The sequence below is a fragment of the Paenibacillus rhizoplanae genome (genome assembly GCF_042684125.1).
GTDB classification, from domain to species: Bacteria; Bacillota; Bacilli; order Paenibacillales; family Paenibacillaceae; genus Paenibacillus_AQ; species Paenibacillus_AQ rhizoplanae.
On record NZ_JBHUKY010000023.1, the window covers coordinates 259,587 to 271,783 of the forward strand.

The following is a 12,197-nucleotide window of genomic DNA, read 5'->3' on the forward strand; positions in this document are numbered from 1 at the left end:
GATTCATTATTTGCTTTCGAAGGTTTTGCAATCTGTTTCCTCAGATTGTGTAGGCTGCTTGGAGCTGTGGTAAGCAACGAAGATCGACTCAGCGTTGCATTTGTTCTCTTCAGCCCAGTAGGTGCAAGAATTAACTGCGCACAATACGTCTTTTGCCATGAGGGTTCACCTCCTCTTGTAGTAGTAGGCAACATAAATCGGCAAGAAATCAATTACAGCTGCCCGGGCAAGGTGGAGCTTGTCCGAATAGCGCCATAACCTTATTCTATGCGAATAGGGTTTTTGGTGTTTTTTTGCCGTTACATCATCGCAATTGTAACAAATAAAGAGGTATTACGCAAATAGGACCAATGGTGGAAGGGTCTTATTTGTTATTTTCTTCAATTTCTGCAACCTTCCAGCTTTTGGAACGTCAAGAGGGATAGGCGCGGATCGGATCAAGAGAGAGAACGGCCCTCCGCAACGGAAGCTGAAACACCGGAAGCAGTATACAATTACATCTTATGGAGGAATGAGCATGCGAAAATGGGGTCTGCATTACTTATTGTATCTAGTGGTTGTAGCCGTAGTTCTGACGGGCTGCGGCGCGTCAAGTAACAATTCAGATTCGGCAGCGAATTCAGAAAGCGCGTTCAGAAATGAAGCAGGATCAGACGGATCAGCGGAGAGTGCGCCTGCTGCGGTGGAGGCCAAGGAGGATAGTCAAGCTAACACGGCGATGGCTGTCAATGATCAGGCTGCAGTGAAGGGCGGCGGCGGAAATTCGGCAGTCCCTGGGGCGGATGCTGGGCAAGGGAACGATGCTTCTGCCGGATTCACCGGTACCGATGTGGTGGCAGGACTGAACAAAAAGCTGATCTACAAGGCGAACCTCAATATGGAGGTAAGCGACTACGGAGCGGCGCAGACCGAAGTGCGGAATATGGTTACTCTGGCCGGGGGCTACATTATTGAATTCTCAGAGAATATGTCTGAATATGAACAGGGTGGAACCTTTATCCTAAAAGTGCCTGCGGCGGGCTTCTCACCGTTCCTGAACAATCTGGAGAAGATTAAGCATGAGAAGCTCCAGAGAAGCATCCAGGGGCAAGATGTGTCGGAGGAATATGTGGACCTCGAGTCGCGCCTTAAGGCGAAGCAGATGATGGAGACGCAGTATATTGATTTTATGAAAAAAGCGACCAAACCGGCTGATCTCGTCCAGTTCGCCAACCAGCTTGGGGAAATCCAGGAGCAAATCGAACAGATCAAGGGCAGAATGCGGTATATCGATCAGAATGTATCTTTCTCTACAGTGGAGCTTCGCCTTTACCAGACTGAGAAGAATCTTACCCTTACACAGACTAATTCCGAGGGGCCGCTGGGTGAACGGGCTTCGGAAGCGCTCAAGGGCAGCATGAAGGCGTTGTCTGTGATGTTCCAGTGGCTTGTTGTTGTACTCGCGGCTGCTCTCCCCGTACTGCTTGTAGCTGGAGTCGTGGTGGCGCTGGTGCTCTGGTTACGGAAAAGCTTCAAGCGGCGGCAACCTGCGCACACTGAACAGGCACGGCTGGGCGGCAACCGTCTGCCGGACCGGGAATCGCAGCCTCCTGAAGCGGCACCTGTAGTACCGGCCGCACCGGAAGAGGAGAATACGGATAAGCAGAACAAGTAGAATGGGCTGCACAAATAAACATAAGAATCTTTTATGTAAAGAATAAAGCCTCCCTACCCGTAAATCCGGGCTGGAGGCTTTGTTTTTGTTCAGGAAATTGTTCAGGAAATTATGATTTTCTTCTGTTGTGGATAAAGTGTGTGCCCGACTGTAAGCGAAAAACAGCATACATTGTGATGGCACACGGGTAAGTTATGCAATATATGAAGCTATAGCTTGAGGCTATCTATTGGAGGGGCAGACAAGCCGGGACCTCCAGCCTCAAGCATGCTGGAAGAGCACGCGGTACTCGCCGTAGCCTTCTTTCTCCAGATCCTCTTTGGGAACAAAGCGCAGAGCTGCCGAGTTGATGCAGTACCGCAGTCCGTTCGCGCCGGGGCCGTCATTGAACACATGGCCCAAGTGGGAATCCGCTATCTTGCTGCGTACCTCGGTGCGGATCATCAGGTGGCTGAGATCGCTTTTCTCCTTGACCGCGTAGTCCCGCATCGGACGCGTGAAGCTCGGCCAGCCGCAGCCGGAATCGAACTTATCCTCTGAGCTGAACAGCGGCTCCCCGGAGACAATATCCACATAGATTCCGTCCCCGTGATGATCCCAGAATTCGTTGCGGAATGGAGATTCGGTAGCGCTGTTCTGCGTCACTTCATATTGAAGCGGAGTCAGGCGTTCCTTCAGGCTCTGCGGGTCCTCCTTATGCGTCCAGTGAGACTCAATGAACGCTTCCCGGCCCGAGCCCTTGCGGTAACGCTTGTAATGGCCGGGATTCTTATGATGATAGCCCTGATGATATTCTTCAGCGGGATAGAAGGGCTTAGCTGGAAGAATAGGCGTCACAATCGGAGCGGAGAACCTTCCGCTGGCCTGAAGGGCAGCCTTGGAAGCCTCTGCCTGCTGGCGCTGCTCCTCTGAATGGGTGAAGATGGCCGTTCCGTAAGAGGTGCCGCGGTCATGGAATTGCCCTCCGGCATCGGTCGGGTCAATCTGCTGCCAGAACAGCTCAAGCAGCTTGCTATATGGGAAAATATCCGGATTGAACGTAATCTGCACGGCCTCAACATGCCCGGTGGTTTCCGAGCATACTTCCTCGTAGGTCGGATTCACAGTATGTCCGCCTGTATAGCCGGAGATAATCTTGACAATGCCGGGAAGCTCTTCAAAAGGGGATACCATACACCAGAAACATCCACCGGCGAAGGTGGCGTGTTCGGTCTTGAAATTTATAGAATCAGCTTGAAATTCACTCATTGTTATCCCTCCATCTGTAGAATGCAATTAAATAGATCACAATTTAATTATAAATCAAATAGAGGCTTACTGCCAGTATACGGGGGCATACCGAAGATTATTGAGGCATTAGCGGCCCGCAGTAGGACGGCGGCGCATGGATAATCCGGCCACGGCCAGTACGGCAATATACACGATTATAGCTATAGCTGCACTCCGCGGATGCTGGAACATCTGTCCTCCGAGGAAGGCGTAGAGGGCGATGCCGGGAATTTTGCCAAGTGCGGTGGCTCCAAGGTAGCTCCAGAAAGGCAGTCCGGCAGCACCGGCGTAGATATTCACAGCCATCTGCGGGATAATCGGTGCCAGCCGGGCAATCACTACGGATGCAAAAGGACGCTCCTGCACAGCGGATACAAATCTGTCCAGCGCTGAAATGCTGCTCAGATAGGCCAGAGATTTGCTCTGGAACATCGATTTAACCACTCCATAGACAAGGGCTGCCGCTATAGTAGTAGCACTCCAGCAGATTAACGCTCCCGCGAAGCTTCCATAGGCATACCCGAACAGACCGATAATCAGCTTGTAGGGCAGGACCGGAAATAAGGCCAGCACAGTGGCAGCGAGCATGGACAAATACAAAGGATGATCCTCTCTAAGCCAGGCCAGGAGTTCATACCTGTAGATAAACGCGAGGATTATGCACGAAACATACAGAATAACCGTTAACCATTTTCTCATTATACTATGCCCCTTCTTCACTCCATCCATTTCATCATACTGAAAAAAAAGCAATTAAAGCAATTATTGAAGCAAAGATCATTGTTCCCGCAGCATGTCACGGTATAATACACCTATAAGGGAATAGAAATTCCCTCTACATGTAAGGGAGATGCTGCTATGAAACTACCTGTCCGCAAAAGAGTGGCAATGATCGGCATTGGCGATATTGCCCGTAAAGTCTATTTGCCGCTGCTCTCCCGGCATGATCAGGCCGAGGTGGTGGGAGTGCTCAGCCATTCCTCTGGTACGGTCGAGCGGGCAGTCCAGGCTTATCGCCTTCAGCGGGGGACAACCGAGCTTACGGAGCTGCTGTCCTGGGATCTGGATGCTGTGTTCATACATAGTCCTACAACTACGCATTATGAGCTGGTTACCGCTTGCCTGGAGCATGGGGTGTCTGTGTATGTGGACAAGCCGCTCTCCTATGATCTGGAGGAATCCCGCCGGATGGCAGAGCTTGCTGAGAATAAGGGGCTGCTGCTGGGGGTGGGCTTCAACCGCCGCTACGCCCCGATGTATGCTGCCGCCAAATCCTGGCTGCATAAGGCTGGAGGCATCAGCCAATCCACCGCAGTCAAACACCGGACGAAGCTGCAGCAGGGCAGCAGCCATGAGACGATCCATGATGACCTGATTCATATGCTGGATCTGCTGCTCTGGCTGTCTGGCGGGGATTATGAGCTGCTGCACAGCAGCCTGAAGGCGGATGCGGAGGGACGACTTCTGCACGCCTCGGGAATGCTGGGCTGGGAGAATGGGACCACCGGCCATTACAGCATGGTCCGGGATGCCGGGGCCGATCTGGAGAAGCTGGAGCTGCACGGACATGGCAGATCGGTTGAGGTGACCGATATGGAACGGGTTATATTATATGAGCAGGGCTCGTTGCCGCGCACGCAGAACTTCGGCAGCTGGGATACCCTGCTGGAGCGCAGAGGCTTCAGCGGAGCGGTCAGCCATTATCTCAGCAATATAGCGACACCGGAGCAATGCGGTATTTCCGCTTCGGCTGTATTGCCGAGCCATGAATTAGCAGCAAGACTAAGCCGCTGAGCGATCAGATACGCAGCAGAGAGAGGAGAACAACATGGAGGATTATGACAATAAGTCGATGGAAGAGCGGATCATCGAGAGCTATAAGCGGGACGAGGAGATGATGATTCTCGTATTTGCCCAGTGGTGTGTGAATAACAGGCTGGACCCGCATGCCCTGTATCTTCAGGCCTATCCGCAGCAGGAGGGCAATCAGGCACTGGCCAATGCATTGGCCCTGACGGTATCCGAGGAGGAGGCCGGGTTCATCTCCGATGATACGGTGCTGGGCGTACTCTCACTGTACAGCAATGATGATCTTGCCTATGTGGTTACAGAGGCCATTCAGCTAAGACGCAAGGCGGAAGACACCAAGGATTGAGAGCTGAAATATAATAATTGTGGTTAATGAACTTTTTTTTGGCAAACGATGTTCATTCCAGAATAAATGTGGTAAAATTATATATACTAACTAATTGTAAGCTTCATAGGTGAGAGGTGATAACCATGGAAGAACATCAAATGACGATGTGCCCGAGATTTGAGACGGCTTTTTCGTTTCTGGGCAAGCGTTGGAACGGACTCATTATTCAGACCTTGATGAGCGGCCCCAAGCGGTTCAAGGATATTTCTGGACTGATTCCGTCAATGAGCGATAAGATGCTGTCCGAGCGCATGAAGGATCTGGAATGCGAGGGTATTCTGGTACGTCATGTGTACCCGGAGACACCAGTGCGCATTGAATATGAATTAACAGTGAAGGGCCGTGCGCTTGAGCCGGTCATGCAGCAAATCCAGTCCTGGGCCGAGAGCTGGGTGGAGTAGCAGTACCGTAATATAGTTTTGATGACAGCCTCTTGCCGGGTATCCTGGTAAGGGGCTTTTCATTTTATGCGGCTTTTGCCCAAATAAACCTTGCACTTAGGCCCTACCTGTGTAATATAATAGAACATACTAAATATTACGGATGTGTGGAAGCGTTAACAAAAGTAGGAAAAGCCCAGGGTTATGCGGCAGGCGGATGCTTACGGGATGTGTTTTGGACGATGCTGATGGAAGGAAGCGGAGGGCTCACACAACTTTTAGGAGGCGAGGACCATGACCATCACCTTGTTTTCCCGGGAAATAACCTATGGAAAAAAGGATGTCGCCGAACTGGAGACTGCTTCGATTAAAGTACAGCTGATCTATGACAAGGTGCTGTTCATGCTTCATAACCATCTCCCGGATTCTCTGTGGACTGCGTGGATCGGTGTGCCCTATGAGATCATTTCATCTCTATATAAAGGGGACAATGACAGCGGGAGCGTGTTTCAGAAATGGATTCAAGGCCCGTCCGGCTGGAAATGCATCGGCTGTGAACGGCATTGTCTGGAGCCGGTAACGGCAAAGGAAGGGAGTGGCTCAAATGCTCAGCGCCGTTTTACTTTTCATAATGGAATTAGCCAGAGCATGGTACTTCAAGCTGTGATCTGGTCTATGTATGAGAACACGCGGCTGCTCCAGCCTTACTTGGGGGAGGAGGCTTTTCTGAGTGAGGAGGATATGGAGCTAATCTCTGTATACTTCGTGCCAACCTATCTGACCCCGGCACCGCTGAGCGAATTGAACAAACCAGCCAAAGAATATAAGGACAAGAACATCAGAGTGTATCAGGAATGGATCTCTGCCCCCGATCTGGTGCTGCAGTGGAACGGCGGCCTGACCGAAGGCAGATGGATGACGGGTGTATATGTGGACCATTCACGGTTCGCCGGACTTGGCCCCTACCTGAAGGATGCGCAGGGCAAGCGGACTTATATGCAGGCTACGGTTCGATAAAAAAGTTAAACTCGAAAAAAAGAGTTGAACTTGAAGCCAGGTCGTCGCTGCGGTGAACATTTGGACTTCCGGCCGCTGCCCAGTTTGGATTTCTTGATTAGTACCGCTCTTCGCGGTAGAAATCCAAACACAAAGGCGATCGCTCCGCTCCTCCAGTTCCAAATTTCCCCTCCGCTTCTTTTGCTTTTTTGTTAAATTCTTTAATTCTTCTCCTATGCACTCACAGCAGCACTAGCGGCATTACTCCGCCCGGTTATTCCTCCGCCGGATCAAGTACACGGTGCTTAAGATGACCAGTCCTGCTGTAACAGAAATGATCAGGATCACCTTCCCGTTCGCACCGCTGTCAGCTGCTGATTGGGCGGCGGTTGGATTCACGAAGGTAACGATAAGGATACAGGCTGCCACCACTATTGCCAGCAGTGCACCCAGTACGTTTTTACCTTTTGCTCCGCCCTGTGCTCCGCCCGGTCCCACATATGCACCGCTCCAGATCAGCCGTACGAGATAGGAACCCACACCCAGCATGAAAATTGCGTAATTGCTAAGCGGATACTCCAGCCACTTCATTCCGTAGTTTTGCAGCCCCATGTCTGCCAGCAATAAGAATGCCATCAAAAGAAATGCCTGATTCCCCGCCTTGTGCCGCTTCTGCAATTGTCTCTCATCCAGGTTCGTTCTGCTCATCCTTCGTTCCCTCCCAAAATAATTGATCCAGCGTCTTCCCAAGTGTTACACAAATGTCAATGCACAACCTCAGGGTCGGGTTGTAATCACCGTTCTCAATCGCGATAATTGTCTGCCTTGTGACCCCCACAGCATCCGCCAGTTGCTTTTGCGACATGTCTTTTGCCGCTCTCGAGGCTTTGAGCCTCAGATTTTTCCCCATTCCCTCACCTCACGCATATTGTAAAATATATAGAACAAAATGTCTAGTATATTTGACATAAGAAAACTAGAAGTTCGCGTTCATTAAAATTTGTTATATTCAGTGCGTACAATCACAAGTTTGGCCTAAAGCCAGTGATAAGGTGTAGAAGTGAAAAGAAGCACAAACCTACATCTTAAACTGAGGAGGGGCCAACATGGCGTCCAATCAATTAAACGATACAACAATTCAACCGGGTTTTACCTCGGAAGCAATGGTAAGGGATATTGTCCTTCAGTTCCCCAAGGCCGCAGATTATTTCAAGGCACAGCGGATCGATTTCTGCTGCGGAGGCGCAAAGCCGCTGGCTGAAGCCGCTGCCGAGAAGGGTCTTGACCCGGCAGCAATGGTTCAGGAATTGAACAAGCTGCAGGAGCAGCATCCGGTTCTGGAAGAGGATACCGCCTGGAACGAGGCTTCGTCAGAGGAGCTCGTGGATTATATTGTGAACAAGCATCACCGTTACCTGCGTGAAGAGCTTCCGCTAATCAGCCAAAATGTAACCAAGGTGTTCCGCGTTCACGGTGAGGATTCACCGCACCTCGGAGAGATGCACCGTCTGTTCAATATGCTGCGTGAAGAGCTGCTGCAGCATACGGCGAAGGAAGAAGAGAGCGAATTCCCTAAGATGCTGGCCTACACTCAGAACCCAACTGAAGAAGGACTTGCTGAGCTGCGCGGATTGCTGCATAATCTGGAAGCTGAGCATGACGGGGCCGGAGAGATTCTGCGTGAGCTGCGTAGAGTTACTAATGACTACACACCTCCCGCGCATGCCTGCACCACTTATCGCCTGACGTATGCCCGCCTTGAAGAACTGGAAGGCATGACATTTGAGCATGTGCATTTGGAGAACAATATTCTGTTCCTGCGTTATCAATAGGATCTCATGCAACTCATAAGTCCCTTCGGGGACTTTTTACTTTTTCTTCCGGCAGAAATGATTTGAGAACCCTTCCTCTATGCGTTATCCTTAAAGAGTCTGGGAAATTACATATGAAGGCGGTGCCGTGGGATGTCCACGAAATGGATGCGCTTAATGCTGTGCCTTCTGTTGCTGGCAGCGGCAAGCGGTTGCGGCTTGGGATCAGGGAATAGCAGTAGCAGTAACGGAGGCCAGGGGTTAACCTTTTCGGTTAAGGTAGGTGACAGCGAAATGGCCGGAAGCTCGGCCAGACTGCTTAACGAAGCTTACGTGTCCGGGAATTCAATGATAGAGCTGTTTAAGAAGAGCGGCGTTGTTACATTTTCAGGTGATGGAACTAACATTCTTGAGGTGAATAAGGTCTCGCTGGGTCAGGATATGAGCTGGGAGGTTCAGGTGAACGGCAAAAAGGTTCAAGAGCTGAATACGACCCTGGAACCGGGTTCGGCCATTACGATGTCAGCAGGGCCTGCGGCAACCGGAAAGATGTTTCAGCCTGTCATCATCACTGTGAACGGGGGGAGCGAGCAGCCGGAGCTGACACATTCGCATGTGCTTTCTTTTATGCAGGATATGTCCGTCAAGGGATTGCTCCAGAACAGTGGTATGGTTCGGCTTGCCGAAGATAACCGGACGGTGCTTACCGTGATGGATTATACCCCGCTCAGCAGCGAGGAATGGAGACTGAAGGTTAACGATAAAGGTCTGCTCGGTAATGGAGTGGACATGAAGCTCAGTCCGCAGGACAAGCTGGAAATCTCTCTGGTACTGAAATAAGTGAATACCGAATGAACGGATATCTGTGCGAAACTGCATGGGTATCCGTTTTTTTTGAATAAAAGAATTTCTGTGCTTCATGCCATAAGTTGTCCTAAGTAAGGAAGGGAGAAGTCATCTCCACTTGTGTGAAAAAATTCACATACCGTGTGACTGTGGTCACACTTGCCAAGGAATGGGGGACAGTATAATTTCACTATGAGGTAAGTATTAGTAGAAATCAGAGTTTCTGAAGGAGGGTCTACCAGTGGCAGCGGAAAGAGAAAAGTTAGTGCTGATTGGGAATGGCATGGCGGGAGTAGGCACTATTGAGCAGATTCTGAAGCTGGGCGGCGCTTATGATATTACTGTCTTCGGTAGTGAGCCGCATCCCAACTATAACCGGATTATGTTGTCCTATGTACTTGAAGGCAGCAAGACGATTGAAGACATCATTCTCAACGATCTCGGGTGGTATGAGGATAATCATATTACACTGCATACCGGCACAACGGTTACCCGGATCGATGAACAGAACAAACTAATATTGACCGATAATGGACTGGCGGTTTCTTACGATAAAGCAATTATTGCAACAGGCTCGAATTCTTTTATTTTACCCGTACCCGGCAGCACCAAGGATGGGGTAGTCGGCTTCCGTGATATCGCGGATTGTGATGCAATGCTGGCAGCAGCGAAGCAGTACCGCACGGCGGCTGTGATCGGCGGAGGCCTGCTAGGTCTTGAAGCTGCAAAGGGTCTTGTCAATCTGGGCATGGATGTTACTGTTGTGCATCTGCTGGAGGATCTGATGGAGCGTCAGCTGGATCGTACCGCTTCTTCAATGCTACAGGCAGAACTTACGCGTCAAGGTGTGAAGTTTGCCATGGGCAAGCAGACTGTGGAACTGACCGGCGAAGAACGGGTTACTGGTCTACGCTTCAGTGACGGCAGTGAGTTGCCGGCAGAGTTTGTAGTGATGGCTGTTGGAATCAAGCCGAATGTCCAGCTTGCGAAGGACAGCGGAATTACCGTTAACCGCGGGATCGTAGTTGACGATTATATGCAGACTTCTATGACAGATGTGTATTCTGTCGGCGAATGTACAGAACACCGGGGAACCTGCTACGGACTCGTTGCACCGCTATTTGAGCAGGGCATGGTTCTCGCCAAGCATTTGTCCGGGGTACAGACTCCGGGCTATGAAGGCTCAGTTGTAGCAACCAAACTCAAAATTTCCGGGGTAGATGTGTTCTCCGCTGGTGAATTCACCGAAACGCCTGAGCATACCGTCATTTCTGCCAAGGATGAATGGAAGCGAACCTACAAGAAGATTTTGCTTAAGGATAATGTGATTGTCGGTGCCGTTCTGTTCGGTGATGTAACGGAGTCTGCGAACTTGCAGAAGCTTGTGAAAAACAGCACAGAGATGACCAATGAAATCTATGATGAAGTTATGGGCACAAGCTGCTGCGGCGGAGGCGGAGCCAAGAAAGGGATGTCCGTTGAAGCGATGGCCGATGAAGAAATCGTCTGCGGCTGCAACGGGGTTACCAAAAAGGCTATTGTGGATGCAGTTACGGAGAACGGCTTCACTACAGTGGATGAGATTAAGGCTTGTACGGGTGCAACCCGTTCCTGCGGCGGCTGTAAGCCTGTGGTTGAGCAGATTCTGCAGTTTGTTCTCGGTGACAGTTTCCAGCAAAGCGCCAAGCAGGGCATTTGCAGCTGTACCCCGCTTAGCCGGGATGAGATTGTAGCGGAGATTACAGCCAAAGGCCTTAAGACCACCAAGGAAGTCATGCATGTCCTGGACTGGAAGCAGGCAGAAGGCTGTTCCAAATGCCGCCCAGCAGTGAACTATTATCTGGGGATGATCTACCCTGACACTCATGAGGATGAGAAGGAATCCCGGTTCGTCAATGAACGGATGAGCGCCAATATTCAGAAGGACGGAACCTATACAGTTATCCCGCGGATGTATGGCGGGGTGACGACTCCTGAGGATTTGAAGCGGATTGCCGATGTGTCCCTGAAATATGATGTGAAGGTTGTGAAGGTGACGGGCGGACAACGCCTGGATCTGATTGGTGTCAAAAAAGAGGATGTACCGAAGGTGTGGGAGGAGCTGGATATGCCTTCCGGCTATGGCTATGCGAAATCCCTGCGTACGGTGAAGACCTGTGTAGGTTCGCAGTTCTGCCGCTTCGGCACACAGGATTCCATGGGCATGGGCGCTATGCTTGAGCGCAAGTATGAGCGGCTGGATATGCCAGCCAAGTTCAAGATGGCGGTTAACGGCTGTCCGCGTAACTGTGCAGAGTCCTGCACGAAGGATATTGGGATTGTCGGCAATGACGGCGGCTGGGAAGTATTCATCGGCGGCAACGGCGGGATTAAACCACGGATCGCAGATGCCTTCTGCAAGGTGAAAACCGACGAGGAGCTGGTTGAGGTCTGCTCCGCGGTCATCCAGTATTACCGTGAGACCGGTAATTACTTGGAGAGAACCTCCGAATGGGTAGAGCGCATGGGCCTGGAGCATATCCAGACTGTAATCATGGGCAGTGACGACAACCGTAAGGAGCTGGCGGCACGTATTGACTTTGCCCTGGCCCAGGTGAGTGATCCTTGGAAAAAAATGCTGGATGACAAAAACACCCGCACCGCGTTGTTCGAGCAGACACAGGTATAGTCTTAAGGGGAGAGGGAGAGAGCATAATGGAACGGAGTAACCGGGAGTATACAGTAGGAGCTGTTGAAGATTTCATGCCCCAGATTGGCCGGGTAGTGAACGCAGGAGAGGTGGAATTAGCCATATTCCGCACATCGGACGGCGCAGTCTATGCGGTCCGCAACCACAGTCCCCACCCGAAGGGCGGCCCGCTCGCTGAGGGGATAGTATCAGGCTATTATTTGTACGATCCGCTGCATGATTGGAAGATCGACCTTCGCACGGGAGAGGTTCAGGCTCCGGACCAGGGCCAGGCCGAAGTCTATCCGGCAGCCGTGGATGGGGGAGTCGTCAAGGTCACTTTGCCTGCGGCAGTAGCAAGGCTATAAATTTAAAG

The 12,197-nt window shown here is 51.1% G+C and carries 14 protein-coding genes; 9 read left to right on the top strand and 5 right to left on the bottom strand.

Annotated elements, in window-relative coordinates; translation table 11 throughout:
* Nucleotides 1-6: 6 nt before the first annotated feature.
* Nucleotides 7-159, bottom strand: a complete 153-nt coding sequence (locus tag ACFSX3_RS14160) for a DUF1540 domain-containing protein (RefSeq protein WP_076079942.1) — start codon at nt 157-159, stop codon at nt 7-9.
* 358 nt (nt 160-517) lie between these two features.
* On the opposite strand from ACFSX3_RS14160, the gene ACFSX3_RS14165 reads away from it, so the two are divergent.
* On the top strand, nt 518-1,654 hold the full coding sequence (locus ACFSX3_RS14165; protein ID WP_209984543.1) for a DUF4349 domain-containing protein: 1,137 nt from the start codon (nt 518-520) through the stop codon (nt 1,652-1,654).
* A 261-nt stretch (nt 1,655-1,915) separates the two neighbouring features.
* On the opposite strand, the gene msrA is transcribed toward ACFSX3_RS14165, so the two are convergent.
* Nucleotides 1,916-2,902: a peptide-methionine (S)-S-oxide reductase MsrA gene (msrA, locus tag ACFSX3_RS14170; RefSeq protein ID WP_209984540.1), complete on the bottom strand. Its 987-nt coding sequence runs from the start codon at nt 2,900-2,902 to the stop codon at nt 1,916-1,918.
* A gap of 108 nt (nt 2,903-3,010) precedes the next feature.
* Nucleotides 3,011-3,622: a TVP38/TMEM64 family protein gene (locus ACFSX3_RS14175; protein ID WP_209984537.1), complete on the bottom strand. Its 612-nt coding sequence runs from the start codon at nt 3,620-3,622 to the stop codon at nt 3,011-3,013.
* 159 nt (nt 3,623-3,781) lie between these two features.
* Between ACFSX3_RS14175 and ACFSX3_RS14180 the strand changes: the two genes are divergently transcribed.
* The 4 genes from ACFSX3_RS14180 to ACFSX3_RS14195 all read left to right on the top strand — a co-directional run bounded on the left by ACFSX3_RS14180 (nt 3,782) and on the right by ACFSX3_RS14195 (nt 6,517).
* Nucleotides 3,782-4,717 carry a Gfo/Idh/MocA family protein gene (locus ACFSX3_RS14180; RefSeq protein WP_209984535.1) on the top strand — a complete coding sequence of 312 codons (936 nt, stop codon included), beginning with the start codon at nt 3,782-3,784 and terminating at the stop codon, nt 4,715-4,717.
* Nucleotides 4,718-4,751: 34 nt separating this feature from the next.
* Nucleotides 4,752-5,078: a hypothetical protein gene (locus ACFSX3_RS14185; RefSeq protein ID WP_209984532.1), complete on the top strand. Its 327-nt coding sequence runs from the start codon at nt 4,752-4,754 to the stop codon at nt 5,076-5,078.
* Nucleotides 5,079-5,203: 125 nt separating this feature from the next.
* Nucleotides 5,204-5,521 (top strand): winged helix-turn-helix transcriptional regulator, encoded by a 318-nt coding sequence (locus tag ACFSX3_RS14190; RefSeq protein ID WP_209984529.1) that lies wholly within the window; start codon nt 5,204-5,206, stop codon nt 5,519-5,521.
* Nucleotides 5,522-5,794: 273 nt separating this feature from the next.
* Nucleotides 5,795-6,517, top strand: coding sequence for a hypothetical protein (locus tag ACFSX3_RS14195; protein ID WP_209984526.1), 723 nt, complete (start codon nt 5,795-5,797; stop codon nt 6,515-6,517).
* 240 nt (nt 6,518-6,757) lie between these two features.
* Here the strand turns inward: ACFSX3_RS14195 and ACFSX3_RS14200 are convergent, their stop codons facing one another.
* Together ACFSX3_RS14200 and ACFSX3_RS14205 are read right to left on the bottom strand one after the other, a co-directional pair.
* On the bottom strand, nt 6,758-7,204 hold the full coding sequence (locus ACFSX3_RS14200; RefSeq protein ID WP_209984523.1) for a DUF6773 family protein: 447 nt from the start codon (nt 7,202-7,204) through the stop codon (nt 6,758-6,760).
* The gene (locus ACFSX3_RS14205) at nt 7,182-7,406 is read right to left on the bottom strand and encodes a helix-turn-helix transcriptional regulator (RefSeq protein WP_036698494.1); all 225 of its coding nucleotides are present in this window, start codon (nt 7,404-7,406) and stop codon (nt 7,182-7,184) included. The genes ACFSX3_RS14200 and ACFSX3_RS14205 overlap by 23 nt, the downstream gene beginning before the upstream one ends.
* A gap of 226 nt (nt 7,407-7,632) precedes the next feature.
* Here ACFSX3_RS14205 and ric point away from each other — a divergent pair, with 226 nt between their 5' ends.
* The 4 genes from ric (at nt 7,633) to nirD (ending at nt 12,189) form a co-directional block, all read left to right on the top strand.
* Nucleotides 7,633-8,328 carry an iron-sulfur cluster repair di-iron protein gene (gene ric / locus ACFSX3_RS14210; RefSeq protein WP_209985140.1) on the top strand — a complete coding sequence of 232 codons (696 nt, stop codon included), beginning with the start codon at nt 7,633-7,635 and terminating at the stop codon, nt 8,326-8,328.
* Between the two features lie 132 nt (nt 8,329-8,460).
* Nucleotides 8,461-9,147: a hypothetical protein gene (locus ACFSX3_RS14215; protein WP_209984519.1), complete on the top strand. Its 687-nt coding sequence runs from the start codon at nt 8,461-8,463 to the stop codon at nt 9,145-9,147.
* Between the two features lie 247 nt (nt 9,148-9,394).
* Nucleotides 9,395-11,821 (top strand): nitrite reductase large subunit NirB, encoded by a 2,427-nt coding sequence (gene nirB / locus ACFSX3_RS14220; protein WP_209984516.1) that lies wholly within the window; start codon nt 9,395-9,397, stop codon nt 11,819-11,821.
* Between the two features lie 26 nt (nt 11,822-11,847).
* Nucleotides 11,848-12,189, top strand: a complete 342-nt coding sequence (gene nirD / locus ACFSX3_RS14225) for a nitrite reductase small subunit NirD (protein WP_209984514.1) — start codon at nt 11,848-11,850, stop codon at nt 12,187-12,189.
* Nucleotides 12,190-12,197 lie beyond the last annotated feature (8 nt).

Bases quoted from the DNA above. Each gene is read 5' to 3' on its own strand.
- ACFSX3_RS14195 (WP_209984526.1), top strand. From the start codon at position 5,795: ATGACCATCACCTTGTTTTCCCGGGAAATAACCTATGGAAAAAAGGAT.
- msrA (WP_209984540.1), bottom strand. From the start codon at position 2,902: ATGAGTGAATTTCAAGCTGATTCTATAAATTTCAAGACCGAACACGCC.
- ACFSX3_RS14205 (WP_036698494.1), bottom strand. From the start codon at position 7,406: ATGGGGAAAAATCTGAGGCTCAAAGCCTCGAGAGCGGCAAAAGACATG.
- ACFSX3_RS14175 (WP_209984537.1), bottom strand. From the start codon at position 3,622: ATGAGAAAATGGTTAACGGTTATTCTGTATGTTTCGTGCATAATCCTC.
- ACFSX3_RS14160 (WP_076079942.1), bottom strand. From the start codon at position 159: ATGGCAAAAGACGTATTGTGCGCAGTTAATTCTTGCACCTACTGGGCT.
- ACFSX3_RS14165 (WP_209984543.1), top strand. From the start codon at position 518: ATGCGAAAATGGGGTCTGCATTACTTATTGTATCTAGTGGTTGTAGCC.
- nirD (WP_209984514.1), top strand. From the start codon at position 11,848: ATGGAACGGAGTAACCGGGAGTATACAGTAGGAGCTGTTGAAGATTTC.
- ACFSX3_RS14215 (WP_209984519.1), top strand. From the start codon at position 8,461: ATGTCCACGAAATGGATGCGCTTAATGCTGTGCCTTCTGTTGCTGGCA.
- ACFSX3_RS14200 (WP_209984523.1), bottom strand. From the start codon at position 7,204: ATGAGCAGAACGAACCTGGATGAGAGACAATTGCAGAAGCGGCACAAG.
- ACFSX3_RS14180 (WP_209984535.1), top strand. From the start codon at position 3,782: ATGAAACTACCTGTCCGCAAAAGAGTGGCAATGATCGGCATTGGCGAT.
- ACFSX3_RS14185 (WP_209984532.1), top strand. From the start codon at position 4,752: ATGGAGGATTATGACAATAAGTCGATGGAAGAGCGGATCATCGAGAGC.
- ACFSX3_RS14190 (WP_209984529.1), top strand. From the start codon at position 5,204: ATGGAAGAACATCAAATGACGATGTGCCCGAGATTTGAGACGGCTTTT.